The 23,922-nt window shown below is 72.7% G+C and carries 21 protein-coding genes and 1 pseudogene; 15 read left to right on the top strand and 7 right to left on the bottom strand.

Annotated features, from left to right (window positions below; genetic code table 11):
- Positions 1-103: 103 nt before the first annotated feature.
- The 4 genes from BG452_RS25360 to BG452_RS25345 all read left to right on the top strand — a co-directional run bounded on the left by BG452_RS25360 (position 104) and on the right by BG452_RS25345 (position 2,892).
- Positions 104-250 carry a hypothetical protein gene (locus BG452_RS25360; RefSeq protein ID WP_188306676.1) on the top strand — a complete coding sequence of 49 codons (147 nt, stop codon included), beginning with the start codon at positions 104-106 and terminating at the stop codon, positions 248-250.
- Positions 251-383: 133 nt separating this feature from the next.
- On the top strand, positions 384-554 hold the full coding sequence (locus BG452_RS25355) for a hypothetical protein (protein ID WP_188306675.1): 171 nt from the start codon (positions 384-386) through the stop codon (positions 552-554).
- 110 nt (positions 555-664) lie between these two features.
- Positions 665-1,591 carry a hypothetical protein gene (locus tag BG452_RS25350; protein WP_188306674.1) on the top strand — a complete coding sequence of 309 codons (927 nt, stop codon included), beginning with the start codon at positions 665-667 and terminating at the stop codon, positions 1,589-1,591.
- A gap of 35 nt (positions 1,592-1,626) precedes the next feature.
- A complete protein-coding gene (locus BG452_RS25345; RefSeq protein WP_188306673.1) occupies positions 1,627-2,892 on the top strand; it encodes a tetratricopeptide repeat protein in 1,266 nt (421 codons plus the stop codon).
- A 185-nt stretch (positions 2,893-3,077) separates the two neighbouring features.
- Here BG452_RS25345 and BG452_RS25340 read toward each other — a convergent pair.
- Both BG452_RS25340 and BG452_RS25335 read right to left on the bottom strand, forming a co-directional pair.
- Positions 3,078-3,461 (bottom strand): annotated as a pseudogene (locus BG452_RS25340) (CoA transferase); the annotation flags it as partial.
- Between the two features lie 181 nt (positions 3,462-3,642).
- Positions 3,643-4,692, bottom strand: coding sequence for a trypsin-like serine peptidase (locus BG452_RS25335; RefSeq protein WP_188306671.1), 1,050 nt, complete (start codon positions 4,690-4,692; stop codon positions 3,643-3,645).
- Positions 4,693-4,936: 244 nt separating this feature from the next.
- Between BG452_RS25335 and BG452_RS25330 the strand changes: the two genes are divergently transcribed.
- Genes BG452_RS25330 through BG452_RS25320 form a run of 3 tightly spaced genes read left to right on the top strand, consistent with a single transcriptional unit; the run spans position 4,937 to position 7,251 of the window.
- Positions 4,937-6,043, top strand: coding sequence for a hypothetical protein (locus BG452_RS25330; RefSeq protein ID WP_188306670.1), 1,107 nt, complete (start codon positions 4,937-4,939; stop codon positions 6,041-6,043).
- 22 nt (positions 6,044-6,065) lie between these two features.
- Complete coding sequence (locus tag BG452_RS25325) at positions 6,066-6,929, top strand: DUF3592 domain-containing protein (RefSeq protein ID WP_188306669.1); 864 nt, start codon at positions 6,066-6,068, stop codon at positions 6,927-6,929.
- Positions 6,930-6,960: 31 nt separating this feature from the next.
- The gene (locus tag BG452_RS25320; protein ID WP_188306668.1) at positions 6,961-7,251 is read left to right on the top strand and encodes a GNAT family N-acetyltransferase; all 291 of its coding nucleotides are present in this window, start codon (positions 6,961-6,963) and stop codon (positions 7,249-7,251) included.
- A gap of 171 nt (positions 7,252-7,422) precedes the next feature.
- Here the strand turns inward: BG452_RS25320 and BG452_RS25315 are convergent, their stop codons facing one another.
- Positions 7,423-8,004, bottom strand: a complete 582-nt coding sequence (locus tag BG452_RS25315; RefSeq protein WP_188306667.1) for a TetR/AcrR family transcriptional regulator — start codon at positions 8,002-8,004, stop codon at positions 7,423-7,425.
- A gap of 84 nt (positions 8,005-8,088) precedes the next feature.
- On the opposite strand from BG452_RS25315, the gene BG452_RS25310 reads away from it, so the two are divergent.
- The 3 genes from BG452_RS25310 (at position 8,089) to BG452_RS25300 (ending at position 12,568) form a co-directional block, all read left to right on the top strand.
- On the top strand, positions 8,089-8,970 hold the full coding sequence (locus tag BG452_RS25310; RefSeq protein WP_188306666.1) for an SDR family oxidoreductase: 882 nt from the start codon (positions 8,089-8,091) through the stop codon (positions 8,968-8,970).
- 419 nt (positions 8,971-9,389) lie between these two features.
- Positions 9,390-11,120: a carbohydrate binding domain-containing protein gene (locus BG452_RS25305; protein ID WP_223242708.1), complete on the top strand. Its 1,731-nt coding sequence runs from the start codon at positions 9,390-9,392 to the stop codon at positions 11,118-11,120.
- A 626-nt stretch (positions 11,121-11,746) separates the two neighbouring features.
- Complete coding sequence (locus BG452_RS25300; protein ID WP_188306665.1) at positions 11,747-12,568, top strand: SDR family NAD(P)-dependent oxidoreductase; 822 nt, start codon at positions 11,747-11,749, stop codon at positions 12,566-12,568.
- A gap of 248 nt (positions 12,569-12,816) precedes the next feature.
- On the opposite strand, the gene BG452_RS25295 is transcribed toward BG452_RS25300, so the two are convergent.
- The 4 genes from BG452_RS25295 to BG452_RS25280 all read right to left on the bottom strand — a co-directional run bounded on the left by BG452_RS25295 (position 12,817) and on the right by BG452_RS25280 (position 17,370).
- Positions 12,817-13,629 carry an SAM-dependent methyltransferase gene (locus BG452_RS25295; RefSeq protein ID WP_188306664.1) on the bottom strand — a complete coding sequence of 271 codons (813 nt, stop codon included), beginning with the start codon at positions 13,627-13,629 and terminating at the stop codon, positions 12,817-12,819.
- Between the two features lie 144 nt (positions 13,630-13,773).
- Positions 13,774-14,268: a nuclear transport factor 2 family protein gene (locus BG452_RS25290; RefSeq protein ID WP_188306663.1), complete on the bottom strand. Its 495-nt coding sequence runs from the start codon at positions 14,266-14,268 to the stop codon at positions 13,774-13,776.
- A 5-nt stretch (positions 14,269-14,273) separates the two neighbouring features.
- Positions 14,274-15,623 (bottom strand): 2-polyprenyl-6-methoxyphenol hydroxylase-like oxidoreductase, encoded by a 1,350-nt coding sequence (locus tag BG452_RS25285; RefSeq protein ID WP_188306662.1) that lies wholly within the window; start codon positions 15,621-15,623, stop codon positions 14,274-14,276.
- 199 nt (positions 15,624-15,822) lie between these two features.
- The gene (locus BG452_RS25280) at positions 15,823-17,370 is read right to left on the bottom strand and encodes a PucR family transcriptional regulator (RefSeq protein WP_188306661.1); all 1,548 of its coding nucleotides are present in this window, start codon (positions 17,368-17,370) and stop codon (positions 15,823-15,825) included.
- Positions 17,371-17,525: 155 nt separating this feature from the next.
- Between BG452_RS25280 and BG452_RS25275 the strand changes: the two genes are divergently transcribed.
- The 5 genes from BG452_RS25275 to BG452_RS25255 all read left to right on the top strand — a co-directional run bounded on the left by BG452_RS25275 (position 17,526) and on the right by BG452_RS25255 (position 23,874).
- Complete coding sequence (locus BG452_RS25275) at positions 17,526-18,593, top strand: ABC transporter ATP-binding protein (protein ID WP_188306660.1); 1,068 nt, start codon at positions 17,526-17,528, stop codon at positions 18,591-18,593.
- 41 nt (positions 18,594-18,634) lie between these two features.
- Positions 18,635-19,837 carry an ABC transporter substrate-binding protein gene (locus BG452_RS25270; protein WP_188306659.1) on the top strand — a complete coding sequence of 401 codons (1,203 nt, stop codon included), beginning with the start codon at positions 18,635-18,637 and terminating at the stop codon, positions 19,835-19,837.
- Positions 19,837-20,751 (top strand): ABC transporter permease, encoded by a 915-nt coding sequence (locus BG452_RS25265; RefSeq protein WP_188306658.1) that lies wholly within the window; start codon positions 19,837-19,839, stop codon positions 20,749-20,751. Before BG452_RS25270 ends, BG452_RS25265 begins: the two co-directional genes overlap by 1 nt.
- 21 nt (positions 20,752-20,772) lie before the next feature.
- The gene (locus BG452_RS25260) at positions 20,773-21,585 is read left to right on the top strand and encodes an ABC transporter permease (protein ID WP_188306657.1); all 813 of its coding nucleotides are present in this window, start codon (positions 20,773-20,775) and stop codon (positions 21,583-21,585) included.
- A gap of 381 nt (positions 21,586-21,966) precedes the next feature.
- Positions 21,967-23,874, top strand: coding sequence for a putative Ig domain-containing protein (locus BG452_RS25255; protein ID WP_188306656.1), 1,908 nt, complete (start codon positions 21,967-21,969; stop codon positions 23,872-23,874).
- The last annotated feature ends 48 nt before the right edge of the window (positions 23,875-23,922 follow it).

The following is a 23,922-nucleotide window of genomic DNA, read 5'->3' as shown; positions in this document are numbered from 1 at the left end:
ACCTGCCACCCGATCGGTGACGACTGCATTTCCCGCGCCTGCAGGCTCTATCGTCGCGCCGCGCTGCGGGCCGCGCTCGGCCAGCGGTCGGCAGAGGAACGCCATGGACGATCAGGACGAGTACCGCGACGCGGCCGATCAAGCCGCACGCGGAGTCCCGCCCCCGGTACCGGTCACCGTCGCCTACACATTCTCGCTGTTCGCGCTGATAGCGCTGGCAACCGCACTCATCGTCTCCGGCCGCTTCTAGTCGGCCCCGCGCCTTCGGGCGCCCACGAGCCCTCGGCCCCTCGGAAAGGGTCTTCCGCCGGGCCGGGTCGCACCACCCCGCAAGACTGCTCGCCCACCCCGGGCGCGCAGACGCCAACCCGATTGGAGAGCACATGAGCACCACGACCATCAAGGCCGGTGACCCGGAGGTCACCAACCTGACCCGCCGGCTGGACCACTCGGTCCCGGACGGGGACTTCGTCCCGGCCGTCGCCAACCTCACCCGCCGCCTGGACCACAAGGTCCCGGACGGCGACTTCGCCCCGGTGGGCACCGAGGTCTGACCGCACCCAACTGACGCCGGTTAGTTGACGGCACGGGCGGGTCGGCTCGGGCCACCTCCCAGCCGACCCGCCCCCCCGTGCGCGCACACCACACTCAAGGAGAGTTCGCTTTGAAGACCGCCATCGCCACCCGTGTTCCCGTCGGCTCCTTTTTCGACCTCGACCGCAAGGACCCGGACCTGACCCGGCTGCGGGAGCAGGGCGCCGAACCGGCTCTCCCGTTCGCCCTGATGGAGCGCCTGGTGAAGACCGGCGTCCCGTACGCGGAGCACGCCCGCTCCCTGCGCAGCGAGACCGTCACCGTGGCAGGGATGACGTTCGACTGGTACGAGGCCGAGCTGCCCGGGGAGATCGCCGACGAGATCAACCTGACGGACTACGAGATCGTCTCTCACACCGACGAGCGCCGCACGGCGCTCACACAGGCTCTTGACCGCCTGTCGCTGGTCCACCCTGAGGGGTTCGCCCGCGTGCGCGAGTTCGTCCGTGGGCTCCTGTGGGTGGGGCTCAAGCCCGGTGTCCGAGTCTCCTCGCTGACCAGCTCCAGCGACCCCGCGCTCCCGTACGTCATCGTGTTCTCCGACAAGGCGTCGCGCCACATCCCGCCGAACACCGTCAGCGAACAGCCCTCCCACCTGTACCTGGCGGAGAACCTGCTGCACGAGGGCACCCACCAGTCGATCAGCTTCCACGTCCTCCAGGACCAGGTCTTCGCCGACGGCTACTCCTCCCGGACCTCCCCCAAGATCGAGATCAACTGGCGAGCCGGACAGGGCGAGGACCGCAACCGGTTCTGGGAGATCGACCGGGCCTTCCACGCTACCGCCGTGTACAACCAGCTGCTCCGGTTCCGCCAGACCGAACTGCGCCGCGACGACCTCACGCCCGCCGAGCGCGCGAGCTTCCAGAGCGCCTACGACGAGGGCCTGCCGGCCGTGCGCTACCTCATGCGCGAACTCGAACTCCTCACCGAGCACTTCACCGCGCACGGGCGGGAGCTGCTGGCCGACCTGCGCGGCCAGACCGACCACCTGTAGTGCCACGCTGAGCACACCCGAACGACGGAGGTCACGTGCTGGATCACCTCATCACCCACGACGACAGCCTGCGGATGGTCCCCACCGACCGGGACGAGCTGATCGCCGCAGTCGCCCGGCTCCACGAGGAACTGCGGGCCCTGCCCCACGGAAACGACCCCGCTCGTGCCCGGCTCCTGACCAGATGGATTGGCATCGGCCAGCTGTCCCTGGGCAACCACGACGAGGCCCGCGCATTCCTGCGGCAGTCGCTCGACCTGGCCGCGGGCCTCGGCAACTCGCGGGCGGTCGTCGCCACCGGCCTCAATCTCGCCGACGCACACCGCTACTCCGGCGACACGCAGACTGCGGACGCGCTCTACCGAAGCGCGCTGAACACCGCGCGCCACCAACACCCGGAACTCGTGGACTTCGCCCTCCAGCACACCGGCAAACACCTCATGGAGTGCGGCGACCTTGTGGGCGCCCTGGGTTACCTGCAGGAGGCGATGCGGCTGCGGATCGCCAAGAGGGACGCCGGGCTGGTCGAGTCCACGCAGGCTGCAATCTTCCAGGTCGAGCTTCTGATCAGCCAGGCCGGGGCAACGGCGGCACCCCGGGAGGTGACGAGCGAATGGAGCAGCAGGTGGACCTCGTGGCTCCAGGCCCGCAGCTCGGCCGGGGTGCCGGCTCGGTGGGCGGAGGACTTCCCAGCCCTGCGGGACGCTGCACGGGCGCTCGCCGCGTGCCAACGAGTGCACCCGCGCCACCTGCGCCACCAGCGTGATCAGTCGCTCCCCGCCGAGCTGATCGACGCCATGGCGGAGGAAGCTGAGAAGGTCATCGCGGCCAACGGGTACCTCCACAACGGCAAGTGGAACGCGGCCGTCGGCGACACCGCGACCCGCTTCGCCGGGCTGGTCGATCTCGCTGCGGTCGTAGCGCGGTCCACAGGCCTGGAAGTCGAGCAGCCCCACGCCGCCGTCTACATCGCCTACACGGAAGGGCAGTTCCTCGACTTCCACGTGGATGATCTGGGCTTCGGCGAGGCCAACATGATCCTCTGCCTCCGGCACGAGCGCTCCGCCGGAGCCGCCCGCGTAAGCACCACCGCCTTCATCAGCGGTGACGGCTACCTCGAATGCGCGCTCGCCCCGGGTGACTGCGTCGTCTTCGACGGTGCCCTCACCCCGCACGGCCGTACGCCCCTCAGCACCGGGGAGAGCGTCACCCTCATCAGCTTCGGGTTCCGCGCCCGCGACCAGGCTTTGCGCACCGTCACGAACCTCCCGCTGGTCCCGGCCGTAGCGACGTCCGCATGATCGACCGCCTCTGACCATCTCGCACCCCGCCGCTTTCAACCCCAGCGGCGGGCCCGTCCCCGTTCCGTGACGGCCCCCGCTGTCACAGAACGGGGGCCGTCGGGCGCTCCAAATGTCGTGTACCAGGACACCTTCGCCTATTTCTCCAGGTCAAGGCAGAGGTGTGAGGGTGCATCCTCATCCCCGGAGCCGTAGCCGGAGAGATCGACGGTGACCAACCGGGGGTGCCGGGCGCGCAGTCCGGCGGCGCCGAAGCCGAGGCGGGCGGCCGCGCCGGGGGCCAGGTTCTGCAGGAAGACGTCGGCGCCGGCCACCAGGTCGGTCAGCACGGCGCGGCCCCCGGGCGTCTTGAGGTCGAGGACGACGGACTCCTTGCCGCGGTTGAGCCAGACGAAGTGGCTGGCCAGCCCGTTGACGCTGTGGTCGTAGCCGCGTGCGAAGTCGCCGCCGTCCGGCCGCTCGATCTTCCCCACCCGGGCGCCCAGGTCGGCCAGGTGCCTGGAGGCCAGTGGCGCGGCCACCGCCTGTTCCAGCGCGAGCACACTGGTACCCGTCAGCGGCAGCGACATCCGCTCCCTCCCTGGTGGACGCCCGGGGCCTACCCGCCCCCGACGGCGTTCAGTCGGCCCCCGGCCGCTCGGCCCGCCGGGACGGCGCAGGCCGCCGGCCGGCTCCCTGCCGGCCCTCGCCGTAGCCAGGCCCGGTGCCTGCCGTCCCACGCGGGGGCGGCGGGCACCGTCCCCGGGACGGTCAGGACGGGCGGGTCCGGGCCCAGTCGTAGAGGCGGTGGGCGCTGTCGCCGAAGCGGGTGGCGTAGAGCGTGCCGGGCTGCCCGCCCGCGAGGTCGTCGGTGGTGGTGGTGACGCCGACGACGGTGCCGGTGCCGGTGCGGGTGTCGAACTGCGCGAAGTGGGGGCCGCCGCTCGCGCCGTGGGACATGTCGCAGGTCTCGCCCCACAGTTGGGGGGACTTGGGGGCGGGCCGGGCCGGTCCGGCGCAGTGGATCATGCGTGAACCGGCGTACTTGGCAGCGGGGTTGTTGAGCCGGTCCTTCGGATACCCGAAGGTGTGGTCGAACTCGTCCCCGGTCGGCCTGCCGAACGAGATCCGCTGGCTCCCGGTGACGTCCGCGATCCGGCGCCCGTCGGCCGAGGGGTTCGCGACCAGGACGGCCGTGTCGTAGCCGGCGAGGGCGACGTCCGCCGAGGTGGTGCCGCTGGGGGCGGTGTCCCAACGGGAGGAGGTGGCCATGGTCTTGACGCTGAAGCCGCCGAGCGGCTTCGTCCCGTTGCGGTAGCCGGGAACGAAGTAGAGGTTGTGGTTCCAGGTGCCGTCGGCGGTGGGCGCCCCGACGGCCCGCAGGCAGTGCGCCGCGGTGACGAGGGTGCTGCGGTTGGCGCTGTTGACGACGGTCGCGGTGCAACTGCCGTCGTACCCGTCGGAGAAGGTGAAGAAGAGCCGGCCGACGCTCCGCTCCACCGCGCCGCCGTGGGTCCAGACGGCCCCCGGGTCCGGCGTGTTCGGCGCGAGCGGGTGCGGGTCCTCGGGGGTGTCGTCGTCCGCGGGCAGCGGCGTGACCTCCGGGACCAGGGCGCCCGCCCGCTTCATCCGGGCGGCCGTCCAGTAGGCGTCGATCTGCTCGCGCTCCTGCGCGGTCGTGGCGCCGGAGTGCGAGGTGACGGACTCCGGTTCGGCGGCGACCGCCGCGGTGGGCAGCACCGCCACCGCCGCCGTGGCGCTCAGCAGAAGGGCTCCGGCGGAGGAGCGGAGGCGGGGGAGTGCACGGGGTGTGGCAGACATGGTCGCCCATCTCGGTCGGGTGCGGTTCGTTCGGTCGGGCGGCCGCGGTCCGTCCGACCCGTCGGGATCTCCGGCACTGTACGAACGGAATGTCAGGCCGATGTATGGAGAGCGTTTCGCTCGCCCATCGGTACCGTCAGGTTCCGGTAACGGCGTCTCGTCCTCGCCACCCGGCAGGGGCTCCGCCCCGGCTCCTGTGTCACAGGCCTGTCGGTTGTCAGCCAGGACGTGCACAATCGGCCCCATGACCACAGCCGCGGGCGCGCCGCCCACGCACCGGACGTCTGCCGACCTCGCCCTGGGCTTTCTGACCGGCGGTGTGATCGGTGCGTCGCCGGCCGCCTTCATCGGCGGGTGCGCCGTCGGGCGGGCGCCGCTGATCGTCCTGGGGCTCGCCCTGCCGACGGCCTACGGGCTGGTCCTCCTCCTCGCCACCCGGCCGCGCCGGGCCCGCGAGGCGGCCGTGGTGCCGCGGACGGCGCTCGGGCTGATCGAGGGCCTGGAGGCGGTCGGGAGCGAGGGCAGCGATGTGCCGGTGCGGTTCGAGCTGACCGTCGCCCCGGACGGCGAGCCCGCGTTCCGCGTCGAGATCCGGCAGGACGTCAACCTGGTCGAGCTGTCGGACTTCCGGCCGCGCGGGGTCGTGGTGGTGGAGTACCCGCCGGACCGGCCGTGGAAGGGGCGGATCGTGCGGCGGCCGACGCCGGAGTGGGAGGAGCGGGCGGCCGGGGCGTGCCTGGACTCGGCGCCCGGCCCCGCGATGAAGAGCGAGAGCCCGAAGGGCTGCGCCGGCGGTCTGCTCACCCTGCTCGGCCTGCTGCTCGGCGCGACCGCCGTGCTGGTGCCGTTCCGCGCCGACCTGTTCGACTCCCGGGACGGTGGCTCCCGCGAGGGCGGCGGCGCCCCCGGGGCGTCCGTCACCTCCTCCACCACCTCGTTCTCGTCGGTGACCAGCGTGACCTCGGCGACCGGCACCGTCACCCTCGGTCCGGGCCGCTCGATGCTCGACCAGGGCGAACTGCGCCGGGCCGTCGAGTCGTTGACCCAGGACGCGGATCAGCGCCAGGCACTGACCGTCCTCGTGCAGGACCACCAGCTGACGGTCGTGTTCCGCCCCGCCGGGGTGCCGGGCCCCGGGTTCGACCCGCGTTCCCTGCCCTACGATCGCGTCCCCGCCCTGGTCGAACAGGCCGGGGCCGGCCTGGGCGGCGGCTCCCCGCGGAGCTGGCAGCTCACCGCCGACGGCGTCGTCGGCCCGCTCACCCTGAGGGTCGTGGTGACCGGCGACGGGGGCAGCGCAACCCTGGAGGCCGACGGGCGGGGCGACGTGCTGCGGCGCAGCGGCGGCTGACCGGAACGGGAGGAGGACGGCAATGGGGTGGGACGGGTTCCTGGCGCTGTGGTGCGCGGTGTGGGGTGTGGTGGCGCTGGCCGGGTTCGGCAGGTCGCTGGCCGGGGTGACCAGGGCGCAGCGGACGGTCCGGCTCACGGGCCGGATCGTCCGGGTGGGGGAGCCCCGGCACGGCGGCTCCCGGCAGGGCGGGATAGCGGTGGTGGTCGTCTACCGTGACCCGGCCTCCGGGCAGGACGTCACCGTGACCAACGACGGTGAGCGCGGCGAGATGATCACCGCGGCGTGGGTGGGGCGGGAGATCGGGGTCAGCCACCCGCGGGGCAGGCCGCACGCCTACCGGTTCGCCAACCTCCCCGAGGAGCCGAGCCGTGGACTGGGCCGGCCGGCCTTCGCGCTCTTCCTGGTGTATGCCGGGCTGGTGGTCCTCGCCGCGCTCCACTGGGGGTGGCCGTGGACGCTGATCGGCTTCGGTGGCCCGTGGGCCCTCCTCGGGGTCGTCCACCTGCCGGGGGCGGTCCGTGACAAGAACGCCCGGCTGGGCAGGCTGGCCGCGATGGACTCGGTGGAGGGGCGGGTGGTCGCGGTCCTGAAGGACGTCAGCGTCGACCAGGACGACGGCCACACCTCGACCACCATCACCCCGGTCCTTTCGTTCACCACCCGCGCGGGCACGGCCGTCACGGCCCACTGCACCGAGCACCTCGTCGACCCGGCCGGCGCGTACGGCCGTGAACTGACGGTCCATCACACGCCCGACGATCCGGCCGAGTTCACCCTCGACCGGGCGGCGGAGCGGCGTTCGGAGGAGCGGGGCCTGCTGTTCCACGTGCTGCTGACCGTCGTGCTCGCGGCGACGGCCGTGGCGGGAGCGGTGCCGCTCTGAGGGGGCCGGGCGGAACCCCGACGCATCCTCAGTGCACGATGGTTCGTTAGGGTTCGAACATGAATCGCACGACCGTACCGCCGCCGACGTCGGCTGGCTGATGCTCAAGCTGGCCTTCGCCGAGCTCGGCCTCGCCCGGGTGTGGAGCATGACGTCCATGGAGAACGCCGAGGCGGTCCGGGCCGTCACCCGCTTCGGCTTCACCCCCACCGGCGAGATCGAGCGCTACTTCCCCGAGGCCGACACCACCATGCGGCTGGTGACCATGGAGATCCTCGCGGACACCTGGCGCGCGATGCCCGTCCCGGCCGGCCGCGGCTGACCGGGACGCCGTCGAGGCCGAGGGGGTGGTGCCGGCTCACCCGGCACCACCCCCTCGGTGGTCGGTCCCGCCCGCGGCGCACCGGGCGCGAGCCCAGCCGGCGTGCAGCCGCTGGGCGGCGGCGGTGGGGTCGAGCGGTGGCCCCGGCGGGGCCAGGGCGGGAGCCCGCTGCTACCGCAGCTCCGTGACGGCCGCGCGGAGTTCGTCGAACGCGGCCCGCGTATGGTCGGCCAGCTCTCCGGGGTCCTCGTCGCGGGCCGGGTCGGTCCACCGGGTGTATCCGAGCCTGAACGCGAGCATGCCGAGTTCGGCCGCCACCTGGGCCGCGGCTTCCGTGACGCCCCGTCGCTTCAGTGCGTCGACCATGACCGCGGCCATGCCGACGCACTTCAGCGCCTCGCGGCTGCGCAACTCCTCGTTCGCCTCGACCGCCGCGCGCAGCAGCGGGCCGAGCGAGCGGTTGAACGCCGTCATCTCGCCCGAGGCGCGCTCCAGGCCGGCCGCGACGGCCGTCATCGGTGTCGCGTCCGGGGGAGCGGCGTCGATGCCCTCGGCCAGCAGCCGGCTCAGGGCGTTCTGGCCCGCGGTGAGGATCTCGCGCTTGTCCGAGAAGTGGCGGAAGAACGTGCTCCGGGTGAGTTCGGCACGCTCGGCGATCTGGGCGACCGTCGTCTCGTCGTAGCCCTGCTCGGCGAACAGGCCGAGCGCGGCCACGACCAGGCGCTGTCGGGCATCAGGCTTCCATCTCGGCATACGACCATCCTAAGCGATGCGACATGTGTCGCATCACCGGCTACAGTGATGGGACAGCAGTCGCATCACTCCTTGGAGGTCGTCATGCGCGTCTTCATCACCGGCGGTACGGGTCTGATCGGCTCGGCCGTCGTCGCCGAACTGCTCTCCGCCGGCCACTCGGTCACCGCCCTCACCCGTTCCGACGCCTCCGCGGCGCGCGCCGAGGCCGCCGGCGCCGCCGTGCTCCGCGGCGGGCTCGCCGACCTCGCGGTGCTGCGCGCCGGCGCGCAGCAGGCGGACGGCGTCATCCACCTCGCCTTCAGCAACGACTTCAGCTCACCCGAGGCGCTGGCCCACGGCATCGCGGAGGAAGGCGCCGCGCTCGCCGCCCTGGGCGACGCCCTCGTGGGCACCGACAAGCCGCTCGTCACCGCGTCCGGCACCCCCTGCGTGGCGGGTCGCGTCGCCATCGAGGACGACCCGCTGCCGACCGACGGGCCCGTCGCCGGACGCAGCCGCTCCGTGACCCGCGCACTCGACCTCGCCTCCCGGGGCGTGCGCAGCTCGGCGGTACGGCTGCCGCGCACCGTCCACAACGAGGGCCAGGGCGGGTTCGCCGGACTGCTCGCCGACATCGCCCGCCGCACCGGCGTCGCGGGCTACCCCGGAGACGGCGCGCAGCGCTGGCCGGCCGTCCACGCGCGGGACGCCGCCGTGCTGTTCCGGCTCGCCCTGGAGAAGGCACCGGCCGGAAGCGCCTGGCATGCCGTCGCCGACGAGGGCGACCCGGTGCGCGACATCGCCGCGGTGATCGGCCGACGCTTGGGCCTGCCCGTCGAGTCGGTGCCACAGGAGAACTTCGGTTCCCTCGGCCCGATCTTCGCGGCCGACCAGCCCGCGTCCGGTGCCCGCGCCCGCGCCGCGCTCGGCTGGCAGCCGACCCACCCGAGCCTGCTGGACGACCTGGAGAAGATCGAAGCCTGAGCCCGGTCCGGGTGTCGGCGGCTCGCCGCACCCGCACCCGCAGGCGCCGGCGGGTGCGGCGAGCCGCCGGCGCCCGCGCCTGGCCGGGGCCCGACGGCTGGGCCCGCGCCGGGAGTTGACTTCGGACCCGGCCGGACCCGGCCGAGCGTAGGCGGAGAGTCGGCAGAGGGTCGGCGGCATTGAGGGGGAGGCGGGACGGGGTGGTGGGTAGGGCGAACCGTCCGCTGGATCCCGGCCGGGTCGGGGCGCCCTCCGTGAGTGGTCCAGACCTAAATGGTCCAGACCTATTGACCGACTCGGCCCGCCCTCCTACGATCCCGTCCGGCACAGCCCCACATGTCCCCACCTCACCCACGGCCGGGCGTCTCGCCCCCACGCGTCGGTCATGTCCATGGCGCCCGGCGGGAAGGGAGCACAGCATGTTCCGTCGGAGGTCGCGAGCCCCACGCCCGTCGGGTGGTTTCCGCCCCGCCCCGGAACCCGGCCGCCACCACGGCGACCAGGCCGGGAACGAGCCGCCCCGGGCCGGCCTGGAGCGCGCGTCGCGGGTACGCCCGAGCGGCAGCGCCCAGCACCGCCCGACCGTCCTGATCCGCTCCCTCGCCGTGGTCGGCGCCGCCGCCGTCATCGGTGCCGGCCTCGCGGTGACCGGCACCGTCACGGCCGGGGCCGCCACCCCCAATCTGGTCGCCAACCCCGGCTTCGAGAGCGGGCTCGCCGGCTGGACCTGCTCCGGCGGCACCGGCGCCGTCGTCGGCAGCCCGGTGCACTCCGGCGCCGCCGCCCTCCAGGCCACCCCGACCGGCCAGGACACCGCCCAGTGCAGCCAGACCGTCAGCGTGCAGCCCAACTCCCCGTACACGCTGAGCGCCTACGTCCAGGGCAGCTACGTCTACCTGGGCGCCACCGGCACCGGCGGCGGCAGCGACCCGTCCACCTGGACGGCCGGCAACGCCTCCTACGGTCAGCTCAGCGTCGGCTTCACCACCGGGCCGAACACCACCTCGGTGACGGTCTACCTGCACGGCTGGTACGGGCAGCCCGCGTACGACGCGGACGACGTCTCGCTCACCGGCCCCGGCGGCGGCAGCCCCACGCCGCCCACCACCCCGCCGACCACGCCTCCCACGACGCCGCCCACCACCCCTCCCACCACCCCTCCCACGACGCCGCCCACCACACCCCCGCCCGGTGACACCTGCCCGACCAAGCCCCGGCCGTCCGGCAAGGTCCTCCAGGGCTACTGGGAGAACTGGGACGGCGCCTCGAACGGCGTGCACCCCGGCCTGGGCTGGGTGCCCATCACGGACAGCCGGATCGCCGCCCACGGCTACAACGTCATCAACGCCGCCTTCCCGGTGATCCTCTCCGACGGCACCGTCCTGTGGCAGGACGGCATGGACACCAACGTCAAGGTCTCCACCCCCGCCGAGATGTGCCAGGCCAAGGCCGCCGGCGCGACGATCCTGATGTCGATCGGCGGCGCCGCGGCCGGCATCGACCTCAGCTCCAGCACCGTCGCCGACCGCTTCGTGGCGACCGTCGTCCCGATCCTCAAGAAGTACAACTTCGACGGGATCGACATCGACATCGAGACCGGCCTCTCCGGCGGCGGCGACATCAGGACGCCGTCCGCCTCCCAGGCGAACCTGATGCGCATCATCGACGGCGTGCTGGCCCAGATGCCCGCGGGCTTCGGCCTGACCATGGCCCCCGAGACCGCGTACGTCACCGGCGGCAGTGTCACCTACGGCTCCATCTGGGGCGCCTACCTGCCGATCATCAAGAAGTACGCCGACAACGGCCAGCTGTGGTGGCTGAACATGCAGTACTACAACGGCAGCATGTACGGCTGCTCCGGCGACTCCTACCAGGCCGGCACCGTGCAGGGCTTCACCGTCCAGACCGCCTGCCTGAACAACGGTCTGACCATCCAGGGCACCACCGTCAAGGTCCCCTACGACAAGCAGGTGCCCGGCCTGCCGGCCCAGCCCGGCGCGGGCGGTGGGTACCTGGACCCGGGCTCGGTCGGCCAGGCCTGGAGCGCCTTCGGCGGCGCACTGAAGGGGTTGATGACCTGGTCGCTCAACTGGGACGGCTCCAAGGGCTGGACCTTCGGGGACAACGTCAAGTCCCTGCAGAGCCGTTGACGGCCCACCGCCGACCACCCGCCGACCACCTGCCGACCATCCGCCGACCGTGCGCCGACCACCTGCCGGTCACCCGCTGACGGCCCGCGCCCCGGTGTCTCGTTTCGAGCCCGGGGCGCGGGCCGTCCGGCGTCCACCCCGGCCGTCGGTGCCGGTGCGGTGACGAAAGCCGCGGCAGAGCAATGGCCGACGGAACCCCGGCGACCGTCGGCAGCCCGAGCGGAGCCGAGGTTGGCGCCGGCGTCAAGGGTTCGTCAGGGCGGGCGCGGGCGCTTGCCCCGGGCATTCCAGGGGGCTTTGATGGAGGGCATGCACCGCTCGACACGCCACCACGACCGCCCGCCGCATAGCCGGCCGCGGTTCGTCGTCGCTGTCGCGGTCGCCACCGCCGTCCGGTAGGCCCCAGCTCCTTCCCGCTGGCCACCGGCCGCGCGCACGGGCGGGCTCCGTTCGCCGTGCCCGTGTCGTTCGACGCCGCCCGTCCCCCGCCCCGTTCGGCTCCGGGGGCCGGGGCGGGCGAGCGTCACCCCGCACCACACTCCCTCTCGCACCGGCGGCCCCGGGGCGGGCGGCTTCGTGCCGCCCCTTCCCGCACCCCGCCGTTGCCTTCCACCCTTGGATGGGTCATGTCCGACGCTGTTCTGCCTGCCCGCACCGCCCTCGTCACCGGCGCCTCCTCCGGCATCGGCTGGGAGACCGCCCGGCTGCTCTCCGGGCTCGGCGCGACCGTCCTGGTGCACGCCAGGACCACCGACGAGGCGGCGGGCGCCGTGGAGCGCCTGGTCGCCGCGGGCGCCCGACGGGACCAACTGGTCGAGCTGGCCGCCGACTTCACCAGGCTGTCGGAGGTCGCGGTGCTGGCCGGCACGGTCGTCAAGCACTACCCGGCGCTGGACCTGCTGGTGAACAACGCCGCCGTGATGGCGCCCGAGCGCTGCACCCTGACCGAGGACGGCAACGAGATCTCGCTGCAGGTCAACTTCCTTGCCGCGCACCTGCTGTCCAAGCTGCTGCGGGCCCCGCTCGCGGCGGCCGGCGACGCCCGGATCGTCAACGTGTCCTCCTCCCTGCACCGCACCGCGTCGATGAACTGGTCGGACCCGCACCGGGTCAAGAAGTACTCGCGGGTCGCTGCCTACGCGCAGTCGCAGCTCGCGCTCACCATGGCGACCGCCGAGATGGCCCCGGCCGGCTCCGGCATCACCGCCGTCAGCCTCAACCCGGGCCTGTGCGACACCGCGCTGCTCCCGCTCTACGGGCGGGTCGGCGCGCCGGCGGCGGAGGGCGCGGCCGCCGTGGTCCGGCTCTGCCTGCCGGACGTCGAGGTCGCCAACGGTGCCTACTACGACGGCGGTGTGACCGCGCCCACCGCGCAGGCCGCCCAGGAGGAGCGCTCGCAGAAGCGCCTGGCCAAGCTCGCCGACCAGCTGGTCGGCCGGGCCGCCTGAACCCCACCCACCCGACGACCACGAGGAACAGCACGATGTCCAAGCGCGCCCGCAAGAAGAAGGCCCGGCGGAAGAAGAAGGCCAACCACGGCCGCAAGGCCTGCCAGTGACCCCGTAGACCCACCCGGCGCCGCGTGCCACCGGCGCCGGGTGCCCACCCCCCTTCGCGAGCGTCGGCCGTCGGCCCGTGGCGAAGGGGGTCCGTCGTGAAGGGGGCCCGTGGCGAGAGGGGTTCGCGCGTCGGGCCGTCAGGGCTTGCCGGCCAGTCCGCAGGAGATCAGCCGCTCCCACACCGTCAGGTCGCCCTCGTCCGTGGGCACTTCGGCGGCCGTGGGGTCCGGGCGCCACAACCGGCAGGGGACCAGGCCCGGTGGGAGCAGGTCGAGGTCGCCGAACAGGGCGAGGATCTCCTCATCGGTGCGCCAGCGGCCGCGGCCGAAGCTGTCCTGGAGCTTCTGCTCCACGAGCCGGGTCTCCTCGTTGGCGCCGGAGCGGAAGTGGGAGACGTAGACCAGGCTGCCCGAGGGCACCTCCGCCGCCCACCAGCGCACCAGGTCGGCGGGCCGCTCGGAGTCGTTGAGGTGGTGCAGGACGGCGCTGAAGACGACGCCCACCGGCTGGTCGAAGTCGATCAGGCGCTGGACGTCCGGGTGGTCGCGGACCGACTCCGGTTCGCGCAGGTCGGCCTGGACCAGGATGGTGCGGTCGTCGGCGGCCAGCAGGGCCCGGCCGTGGTCGAGTACGGTCGGATCGTCGTCGACGTAGGCGACGCGCGCGGCGGGGTGGTGCCGCTGGGCGACCTGGTGCACGTTGTCGGCGGTCGGCAGTCCGCTGCCCATGTCGATGAACTGGCGGACGCCGTCGTCGGCCATCGCGCCCACGGCGCGCACCAGGGCCTGGCGGTTGGCGTAGGCCATCGCCACCGAGCCGGGCAGGTCCCGGAGGAAGTAGTCCCCGATCTCCCGGTCGACGGGAAAGTTGTCCGTGCCGCCGAGGAGGTAGTCGTAGACCCGGGCGATGCTCGGCTTCGACTCGTCGATCCCGCTGCTCTGATCGGTCATGGCGAACCAACCCCGTCTCTGGCGTCCGTTGTGGCCCCGATCGTAGGAGAACGACCGGGGCTCGGGTGCCGACCGACCGGTGATGTCGCGGGATTCGCCGTGACGTGGTAACGGCCCGGGCCCGCCGGCGGCCGTCGGGAGCCGTCAGCCGGACGGTGTCGTGGCGGAGAAGGGGGTGCCGGACGGGGCGGGTGTGCGGGGGGTGGCGGGGAGGACGCCGAGTTGCTGCAGGACGGAGGTGCGGTCGTACGCGTCCACCGTCCGGGCGATCCGCCCGTCCTCGGCGAATTCGAGCAGGCTCATCAGGTAGAGCGAGAACCGCTGTCCACGGCTGGACTCCGGGAGGCAGAGGAACGGCTCCCTGACGGTGGCGCTGTACCGGACGTGGGCCACCGCGTGGGACGGGCCGACCAGCACGCCCAGGCTGACGGAACGGATGTCGGAGAAGAGCTCGCCGGCCCGGCTGAAGTACGCGTGCAGCTCCTGGTGGCCCCGGTAGGTGTGGTCGAAGGCCTTGTCCTCGATCACGGAGTCCTCCGTGTAGTACTCCATGGCGTCGGCGGGGGCCGTGGGCGATTCCCACATGGTCACCCAGCGTTCGACGAACGCCTTCCGCTCGCTCTCGTCGAAGTCCGGCATGAGGATCAGTCCTTTCCGCGGCTGACGCCGTCAGTGGTGGCGGCCGTACGAGGGGCGGCGCCGGGTGACCAGTGCCGGAGGACGGAGGCGATGACCCCCGGCCGGGCCAGTTCCGCCGGGGAACCGGTCAGGCTGACGGCGTTCCAGACGGCGGTGGCGACCCGGGCGTCGTCGGCCGCGGCGCGCATGGTGGCCTGGAAGGCGTGCGCCAGCAGGCGGGCGAGGGCGGGGTGGGTGCCCGGGACTTGCGGCATGGACCGGTCGGCCATGGTGGAGAACAGCCACGGCAGCCGCACGGCCCGTGCGGCTTCCCGGTAGAAGCGCCGGGGAAGGCCGTCCAGGCCGTCGTCGAGACACCTCTGGAGCGCCTTCGCCTCCAGGGCGGCGACCGTCATCCCGGCCCCGTAGATCGGGTTGAGGCTGCACACCGCGTCCCCGGTGGAGATCAGTCCGTCCGGAATCCGGCGCAGCCGGTGGAAGTGCCGGCGGAGGGAGGCCGGGTAGCCGAAGGACGAGATCCCGGTGAGCGGTTCGGCGCTCCGGAGCGCGTTCCAGGTGTCGGCGGCGAGCAGGTCCTCGGCGAAGTCGAGGAACCGCTCCGGCGAACCCGGCGGGTGGTCGTCCCTGCCGAATCCGTAGAGGGAGAGCACCCACGCGTCGTTCTCCTGCTGGGTGAGGACCGCGCCGCGGGGGCGGGCCTGGGTCGCTCCGATCAGCACGCCCTTGGCCGGCCCCAGCGCGCCCGGGGCCACCCGGTAGCGGCGGCTGGCGTAGGCGACGTCGACGCGCAGACGGGCCGCGGAAGGCTCCTGGTAGCCCAGGGACTTGAGCCAGGTGGCGCCCCGGCCCGCGCGGCCCATCGCGTCCACGACGAGGTCCGCGTCGACGGCCTCGAAGGAGTCGGGCTGCCCCGGGCGGGCCAGCCGGACCCCGCTCACCCCGCCGGGGCCGGTGGCGATCGGCGCGGTGGCCTCCAGCCCCGACCGCAGGCGGACGCCGGGCAGCGCGCGGACCCGCTCGCGCAGCCGGTCCTCCAGGAAGGGCCGGCTCACCTGGAGCACCCGACCGAGCGGTACCTGCCGCAGGCGCGAACCGAAGAACACGATGTCGAGCTCGTCCAACGCCCCGGCCAGCGTGCCGCCCCCGGCCGCCAGCTCATCGGTGAACCCCGGGAAGAACTCCTCCAGGACCTGCGCGCCACCGGGCGTCAGCGAGTGCACGTGCGCCCCCTGCGGAACTCCGCGTCGGACGCCGGAGGTCTCCGGGAGGGTGTCCCGCTCGACGACGGTGACGTGTTCGAAGAACCCGGAGAGCGCCCGGGCGGCGCACAGGCCGCTGATACCGGCACCGAGCACGAGCGCGTGGCCCGTTCCGCCGCGATGACGGCTTCTTCCCTCGCGGCTACGGCTTCGCGCTGGATTCACGGTCGGCTCCGATCGCTTGCTGCCTGCCGTCGAGCGGGCGCCCTCACCCTCCCACCGGGCTTCCGGCCCACACCAGACAGCGGTCACCCGTTCGGGTGACACCGGCGGACCGGGGTCACCCGAACGGCCGTCAGTCGTGCCGCGGGACGGCCGGTTGGCGCTCCGGGTAGGCGGCGAGCAGGGCCAGCCAGAGCTGGAAGCGGTCCTGCAGGGACTGCAGCGATCGGCCGGTGAGGCGCTCGATCTGGTCCAGCCGGTAGCGGACGGTGTTGCGGTGGACGTACAGCCGGTCGGCGACGGCCTGGACCGAGCAGTCCGCGGCCAGGTAGGCGTGCAGGGTCGCGACGAGGTCGGCGCGGTTGGCCTGGTCGAACCGGGTGAGCGGGCGCAGCACCTCGGCGGCCAGCTCCTTCAGCGGGAGGTCCGGGGTGGACAGCAGCAGGCGCGGCAGGTTGAGCGGGTCGCCGCCGTGCACCCCGTGGCCCTTGGTGAGGGCGGCCTGGGCCTCGAACCAGCTCCAGCGCAGCCCGTCGACCCCCCGGTAGCAGCCGCCGATGCCGACCGAGGCGCGGGCGTCCAGACCGGACAGCGCGGCGCCGAACCGTCGGGCCGGCTCCTCCACCGGGGTGGCCGCCGGGAGCACCGCCACCAGGTACCGGTTGACGACGGCGGTGAGCACGGGCTCGGGGGAGTCCGGGCGGCCCGCGGACTGCCAGTCCAGCCGGGCGAACCGCCGTTCCGCCTCCTGGCGGCCGCTTCCGGACCGCTCCCCGGACCGCTCGTCCTCCGGCGCCAGCCGGCCCAGGACCACCCGGTGGGCGCCCTGGGGGTCCAGCCCGAACACGGCGAGCCTGCGCTCGGCGGCCGCCGGCGCGATCACGTCCCGCACGACGTCCTCGACGACCTGGCCGACCAGCTCCCGCCGCCCCGCCAGGTAGGCCTGACGACGGGCCAGCTCCAGCCCGACCAGCCGGACCGCGTACGGGAGCACGTCCGCGGCCGGCCCGGCCGAGCGCAGACACAGGAACGCCGTGACCACCCCGTCGACCCGCACCGGCAGCCGCAGCGCCCCGGCCCCGCCGATGCCGCTCGCGGGCGCGGGCCCGGGTGGCCCGAGCAGTGCCCCGGCCCGCTCCGGGCTGGCGGCGAGGACCACCCCGTGGCGGTCCACCACCGCGACCTCGCAGCCGCAGGCCCGCCGCAGCACCCGCAGCAGGGCGGTCAGGCCCTCGCCGCTCAACAGGGCCTGGACCAGCAGGTCGTGCTGGTCGACCAGGCGCCGCTGCGCGCTGTGGTCCTCGGCCGTGATCCGCTCGGCGACCAGCCGGTTCACCGCGATGAACGGCGTCTCGTACGGGACCTCCAGCACCGCCAGGCCCAGCCGTTCGGCCTCCGCCACCGTCGCCCGCGGGACGCTGGGGTGGCTCAGCCCGGTGCCGAAGCCGATCCCCGAGACGCCGGCCGCCGCCACCCGCTGGACGAAGGCGGTCTGCGTGGCGGCGGTGCGCTGCCGCAGGCCGGTGGTGAGAAGCAGCTCGCCACCCGTCACCCACTCCGAGGGGTCGGCGAGTTCCGTCACCGCGACCCAGCGCACGACCCGTTCGACCCCGGCCGTGCCGGTGCACAGTCGCAGGCCGAGGCCCTCTTCCTGAAGCAGATCGCGCAGTGTCACCGGCATGCGCCGGACTGTAGCGCCGCACAACTCGGCGGCGGAAGACCGTGCGGGCGTCCATAGCCGGATGGGGTGATCTCTTCCTAGGGTTCCCAGCGAACCGGACGGGGCGACTCGCCCTGACCGTCCTCCTGTCACATCACCCGGAAGGGCCAGCGGAGTTGAGCAGCCACGACCGTCCACCCCGCGCGGATCCGGCCCCCGGCGCGGTCCGGCTCGAAGGGCTGGCCAAGACCTTCGACGGCGGCCGGGTCCGCGCGGTCGACGGCGTGGACCTGGAGATCGGCGAGGGCGAGTTCTTCGCGATGCTCGGCCCGTCCGGCTCCGGCAAGACCACGGTGCTGCGCATGATCGCGGGCTTCGAGGCGCCGACCGCCGGGAGGGTCCTGCTGGGCGGCGCCGACGTCACCGGCCTGCCGCCGTTCGACCGGGACGTCAACACGGTGTTCCAGGACTACGCGCTGTTCCCGCACATGACGGTCGAGCGGAACGTCGGCTACGGCCTGATGGTCCGCCGGGTGCCCAGGGCCGAACGGGCGGAGCGGGTGCGCGCGGCGCTGGCGATGGTCCGGCTGGACGGCTTCGAAGGGCGGCGCCCGGCCCAGCTGTCCGGCGGCCAGCGCCAGCGGGTGGCCCTGGCCCGGGCGCTGGTGAACCGCCCCAGGGTGCTGCTGCTCGACGAACCCCTCGGCGCGCTCGACCTGAAGCTGCGGCACGAGATGCAGGCTGAACTCAAGCGGATCCAGCGCGAGGTCGGGATCACCTTCGTGCTCGTCACCCACGACCAGGACGAGGCCCTGACGATGAGCGACCGGGTGGCGGTGTTCAACGCGGGGCGGATCGAGCAACTCGGCTCGCCCGCCGAGGTGTACGAGTACCCGGCCACCGCCTTCGTCGCCGGTTTCGTCGGCACCTCCAACCTGCTGGACGGCGCGGCCGCCGAGCAGGTGGTGGGCGAGGCCGGGCTGTTCAGCGTCCGGCCGGAGAAGATCCGGATAGCGCACCCGGACGACCCCGCCGGGCCCGACGAACTGTCGGCCACCGGCCGGGTGGCCGAGGTCGTCTACGCGGGCGGCCACACCCGGTTCCTGGTGGACCTGGAGGCCGGCGGGCGGCTGACCGCCGTCCGGCAGAACCTCGACGAGGGCTCGGCCGACGTCCTGCGCCACCGCGGCACCGACGTCGTCCTGGCCTGGCAGCGCAAGCACACCGTCCGCGTCGGCTCCTGACCGCCCCTCGACCCCTCTCCCCGAAGATCGGAACACCTCGCATGCGCCTCCCCCAGATCGCCCGCACCGCGGCCGCCGCCACCGCCGCCGTCCTGCTCGTCGCAGGGTGCGGCAGCGGCGGCACGTCCGGGAGCACGACCGGCTCGCACGGCCTGAACCCGCCGAAGCTGCCGATGCTCCAGTCGCTGGGCGCCGGCGAGGGCCAGGTCAACCTGGTCGCCTGGGCCGGCTACGCCGAGGACGGCTCGGACGACAAGACCGTCGACTGGGTCCACCCCTTCGAGCAGCAGACCGGCTGCAAGGTCAACGCGAAGATCGCCGGCACCTCGGACGAGATGGTCTCGCTGATGAAGACCGGCCAGTACGACGCCGTCTCGGCCTCCGGCGACGCGACGCTGCGGCTGATCGCGGCCGGTGACGTCGCCCCGGTCAACACCGCGCTGGTGCAGAACTACGCGGACGTCTTCGACGGCCTGAAGAACCAGCCCTGGAGCTCGGTGAACGGTCAGATGTACGGCATCCCGCACGGCCGCGGCGCCAACCTGCTGATGTACCGCACCGACAAGGTCACCCCGGCGCCGGACTCCTGGAGCGTGGTCTTCGACGGCGCCTCGCAGTACTCCGGCCACGTCACCGCCTACGACTCGCCGATCTACCTCGCCGACGCCGCGCTGTACCTGATGAAGACCAAGCCCGACCTGGGCATCAAGAACCCCTACGCCCTGGACGAGACCCAACTCAAGGCGGCCGTCGACCTGTTGAAGACCCAGCACAAGGCGATCGGCGAGTACTGGAGCGACTTCCAGAAGGCGGAGAACTCCTTCAAGACCGGGGACACCGTGGTCGGCACCAGCTGGCAGGTGATCGCCAACATGGCGCAGGCCGACCAGGCGCCGGTCAAGGCGGTGCTGCCGAAGGAGGGCGCCACCGGCTGGTCGGACACCTGGATGGTCTCGGCGAAGGCCGCCCACCCCAACTGCGCCTACCAGTGGATGAACTGGATCGTCTCGCCGACCGCCAACGCCCAGGTCGCCCAGTGGTTCGGTGAGGCCCCGGCCAACGCCAAGGCCTGCGACCTCACGACGGACAAGGGCTTCTGCGGCACCTTCCACGCCGCCGACGAGGCCTACTGGAAGGACGTCTACTACTGGACCACCCCGGTCAAGAGCTGCCTGGACGGCCGCACGGTGGCCTGCACCGACTACGCCGCCTGGACGTCCGCCTGGACCGAGATCAAGGGCTGATGACGACCAGCACGACCACCACGACCACCACGGCCGCCCGGCCCCGGCGGCGGGGAGGCCTACGGCGGGTGGCCGCCGTCCTGCACCGGCGGGCCGGGCTGCGGCTGGCGCTGCTGCTGTCGGCGCCGATGGCCTGGCTGGTGCTCGCCTACCTGGGCTCGCTCGCCGTCCTGCTGCTGTCGGCGTTCTGGGCGGTCGACGACTTCACCTACGACGTCGTCCGGGTCTGGAACACCGCCAACTTCCACACCGTGCTCACCGAACCGGTCTACCGGACGGTCGCCCTGCGCACGCTCGGCATCGCCGCCGCCGTCACCGTGATCGACGCCGTGGTGGCCTTCCCGATGGCCTTCTACCTGGCCCGGATCGCCCGGCCGCGCACCCGCAAGCTGCTGGTGGTCGCGGTGCTGACCCCGCTCTGGGCCAGCTACCTGGTCAAGACCTACGCCTGGCGGGTCATCCTGAGCCAGGGCGGCGTCCTCGACTGGCTGGGCCGCCCGTTCGGGGTGTCCAGCCCGGGGTACGGCACGACGGCGGTCATCGTCGTCCTCGCCTACCTGTGGCTGCCGTACATGATCCTGCCGGTCTACGCGGGGCTGGAGAACCTGCCGGCCAACCTGCTGGACGCCTCGGCCGACCTGGGCGCCTCCGCCGGGCGGACGTTCCGCTCGGTGGTCCTCCCGCAGGTCCTGCCCTCGGTGTTCGCCGGATCGGTGTTCACCTTCTCGCTGAGCCTGGGCGACTACATCACGGTGCGGATCGTCGGCGGCAAGACCCAGGTGCTGGGCACCGCGATCGCCGACAACGTGACGCTCAACCTGCCGCTGGCCGCCGCGCTGTCCTGCGTACCGGTGGTGATGATCGTCGGCTACCTGCTCGCCGTGCGCCGCACCGGCGCCCTGGACTCCCTGTAGGACCAGCTCTAGGAGGCCCCCGTGATCCTCTCCCGCCGTGCCCGGATCGCGCTGCGCGCGGCCATGGCCGCCGGCCTCGCCGTGGTGTACCTGCCGCTGCTGCTGGTCCTGCTCAACTCGCTGAACCGGGACCGCTCCTTCGCCTGGCCGCCGACCGGGCTGACCACCGAGTGGTGGGTGCGGGCCTGGCAGTCCGACGGTGCCCGCAGCGCCCTGCTCACCTCCGTGCGGGCGGGCGCCGGGGCCACCCTGGTGGCACTCGTCCTGGGCACCCTGACGGCCTTCGCCGTCCAGCGCCACCGGTTCTTCGGCCGGCAGGCGGTGTCCTTCCTGGTGATCCTGCCGATCGCGCTGCCCGGCATCGTCACCGGCATCGCGCTCAACGCCGCGTTCCGCACGGTGCTCGGCCCGGCGGGCATCGGCCTGGGGATGCTCACCGTGGTCATCGGGCACGCCACCTTCTGCATCGTGGTGGTCTTCAACAACGTGGTCGCCAGGCTGCGCAGGCTGTCCCCCTCGGCCGAGGAGGCGTCGGCGGACCTCGGCGCCCACACCTTCCAGACCTTCCGGTACGTCACCTTCCCGGCGGTGCGGTCGGCGCTGCTGGCGGGCGGGCTGCTGGCGTTCGCGCTGTCCTTCGACGAGATCGTGGTGACCACCTTCACCGCCGGGCCGGGCGTCCAGACGCTGCCGGTGTGGATCTACGCCAACCTGGCGCGGCCCAACCAGGCGCCGGTGGTCAACGTGGTGGCGGCGGTGCTGGTGCTGCTGTCGGTGGTCCCGGTGTACCTGGCCCAGCGGTTGTCCTCGGACAGTGCCGGGGGCCGGCTGTAGGGGCCGGCATCCCGAAACTGTCCGCGGCCCATGAGGGAATGTTGAAACCACGACGTTTCAAGGAATGCGGAAACAGTCTTCTGACCGGCATTCAGTGAATGCCGAGGGCTTTGAACAGGTCGTCGATCACTGCCCCCACCTGCCCGGACACCGCTCTTAATCTTTCCTTACCCTTCGCCGTTGACCTGCGTTCGTCAAACCTGCTTTCCTTCATCCCCAAGCGGATGCGCCCCACCGAGAGACCGTCAATTCCGGTTGCCCGGAAGAAAGACCGGAATCGTCGTTCGGTGGAATGCGTCGTCCGATCCTTCCCCACAAAGGGATCGTTCGCGGCCCCCCAGCCGCACGGGCGATCGGTAACGAGAGAGGCACCCTCACCCCATGGGTCACTCCCACAGAACGCGGCGCGCGAAGTACGCGGCGATCACCGGCATAGCGTCCCTCGCGCTCGCCGCCGCCGGCCTCGCCGGTGCGGCCGCGCCGGCCTCCGCGCAGGACATCTCCAGCTCCTCGGGCAGCGTCAACAACGAGTTCAACCCCTGGAGCCCGCAGACCGGCCACCCGTACCGCCACGGCGCGGTGCTGGGCAAGGAGCAGCAGAAGAAGTACAAGCAGTGGCTCGCCCAGCACAACCAGGCCGCGGCCACCGGCCAGGAGACGCTGTCCTACGGCGGCGGCGTCGACGGCATCGGCGTGCAGAGCGGCCACTCCAAGGTCTACCTGGTCTTCTACGGCACCCAGTGGGGCAGCCAGAGCACCGACGCCAACGGCAACGCCAAGTTCTCCGGCGACTCGGCCGGCGCCGCCGGTGCCACCCAGCAGATGTTCAAGGGCATCGGCACCAACGGCGAGACCTGGTCGGCCGACCTGACCCAGTGGTGCGACGGCCCCAACGTCGCCGCCGGCGCGGTCAGCTGCCCGACCAACGCCAACTACATCCCGTACCAGAGCGGCGGCGTCCTCTCCGGCGTCTGGTACGACAACGCGGCCGCCTCGCCCGCCCAGGCCACCGGCAACCAGCTGGGCCAGGAGGCCGTCAAGGCCGCCGGCCACTTCGGCAACACCACGGCCGCCGCCAACCGCGACGCGTACTACGTCATCCTGTCGCCGCACGGCACCAACCCGGACGACTACCAGAACCCCACCACCGGGTACTGCGCCTGGCACGACTGGAACGGTGACACCACCCTCAACGGTGGCGCGGCCAGCTCGCCCTACGGCGACATCGCCTTCTCCAACCAGCCGTACAACATCGACCAGGGCAGCAGCTGCGGCGTCGGCTTCGTCAACTCGCCCGGCACGCTGGACGGTTACACGATGACCCTCGGCCACGAGTGGCACGAGATGATGTCGGACCAGAACCCGGCCGGCGGCTGGACCAACCACGTGTCCGGCAGCTCGTACAACGGCCAGGAGAACTCCGACGAGTGCGCCTGGATCCAGCCCGGCTCGGCCGGCGGCGCCGCGAACGTCTCCTTCGGCTCCTACGGCACCTTCGCCGAGCAGGCCAGCTGGTCGAACGACACCAACTCCTGCGCGATCTCGCACGCCATCCTGACCCACGGCAACCCGGGGAACACGGTCACCGTCACCAACCCGGGCAACCAGTCCGGCACCGTCGGCACCGCGGCCAGCCTGCAGATCCACGCCACTGACTCGGCCTCCGGCCAGGCCCTGAGCTACGCGGCCACCGGCCTGCCCGCCGGCCTGTCGATCAACTCCTCGACCGGCCTGATCTCCGGCACCCCGACCGCCGCCGGCACCGCCAACGTGACGGTCACCGTGACCGACTCCACCGGCGCCACCGGCAGCACCTCGTTCAGCTGGACCGAGTCCGGCGGCTCGGGCGGCGGCAACGCCATCACCAACGGCGGCTTCGAGGCCGGCAACCTGTCCAGCTGGACCGGCGCCGGCTCCACCTCCGCCACCTCCTCCGCCGCCCACAGCGGCAGCTACGGCGCCATGGTCGGCTCCACCAACCCGACCGGTGACTCCTCGCTCGCCCAGACCTTCACCGCGCCGTCCGGCTCCAGCAAGCTGTCCTTCTGGTACAGCAACACCTGCCCGGACACCGTGTCCTACGACTGGGCCACCGCGACGCTGAAGGACAACACCACCGGCACGACCACCACGGTCCTCGCCAAGACCTGCGCCGCCACCGCGAGCTGGGCCAACCAGACCGCGGCCGTCACCCCGGGCCACTCGTACACGCTCACCCTGAGCAACCACGACGACAACTACCCGGGTGACCCGACCTACACCTACTACGACGACGTGACCGTCTCCTGACGATCGCCTAGCCGACACGCACCGGGGTGGGCCTCGCGCCCACCCCGG

The organism is Streptomyces sp. CBMA123 (genome assembly GCF_014596465.1).
In the GTDB taxonomy this organism is placed as follows: Bacteria; Actinomycetota; Actinomycetes; order Streptomycetales; family Streptomycetaceae; genus Kitasatospora.
The sequence above is the reverse complement of the archived record's forward strand: the minus strand, read 5'-3'. Positions and strand labels throughout refer to the sequence as shown.

Coding starts and splice junctions, on each gene's coding strand:
- BG452_RS25325 (WP_188306669.1), top strand. CDS start 6,066: ATGGGGTGGGACGGGTTCCTGGCGCTGTGGTGCGCGGTGTGGGGTGTG.
- BG452_RS25305 (WP_223242708.1), top strand. CDS start 9,390: ATGTTCCGTCGGAGGTCGCGAGCCCCACGCCCGTCGGGTGGTTTCCGC.
- BG452_RS25280 (WP_188306661.1), bottom strand. CDS start 17,370: ATGCCGGTGACACTGCGCGATCTGCTTCAGGAAGAGGGCCTCGGCCTG.
- BG452_RS25255 (WP_188306656.1), top strand. CDS start 21,967: ATGGGTCACTCCCACAGAACGCGGCGCGCGAAGTACGCGGCGATCACC.
- BG452_RS25310 (WP_188306666.1), top strand. CDS start 8,089: ATGCGCGTCTTCATCACCGGCGGTACGGGTCTGATCGGCTCGGCCGTC.
- BG452_RS25265 (WP_188306658.1), top strand. CDS start 19,837: ATGACGACCAGCACGACCACCACGACCACCACGGCCGCCCGGCCCCGG.
- BG452_RS25355 (WP_188306675.1), top strand. CDS start 384: ATGAGCACCACGACCATCAAGGCCGGTGACCCGGAGGTCACCAACCTG.
- BG452_RS25270 (WP_188306659.1), top strand. CDS start 18,635: ATGCGCCTCCCCCAGATCGCCCGCACCGCGGCCGCCGCCACCGCCGCC.
- BG452_RS25360 (WP_188306676.1), top strand. CDS start 104: ATGGACGATCAGGACGAGTACCGCGACGCGGCCGATCAAGCCGCACGC.
- BG452_RS25300 (WP_188306665.1), top strand. CDS start 11,747: ATGTCCGACGCTGTTCTGCCTGCCCGCACCGCCCTCGTCACCGGCGCC.
- BG452_RS25295 (WP_188306664.1), bottom strand. CDS start 13,629: ATGACCGATCAGAGCAGCGGGATCGACGAGTCGAAGCCGAGCATCGCC.
- BG452_RS25335 (WP_188306671.1), bottom strand. CDS start 4,692: ATGTCTGCCACACCCCGTGCACTCCCCCGCCTCCGCTCCTCCGCCGGA.
- BG452_RS25290 (WP_188306663.1), bottom strand. CDS start 14,268: ATGCCGGACTTCGACGAGAGCGAGCGGAAGGCGTTCGTCGAACGCTGG.
- BG452_RS25315 (WP_188306667.1), bottom strand. CDS start 8,004: ATGCCGAGATGGAAGCCTGATGCCCGACAGCGCCTGGTCGTGGCCGCG.
- BG452_RS25330 (WP_188306670.1), top strand. CDS start 4,937: ATGACCACAGCCGCGGGCGCGCCGCCCACGCACCGGACGTCTGCCGAC.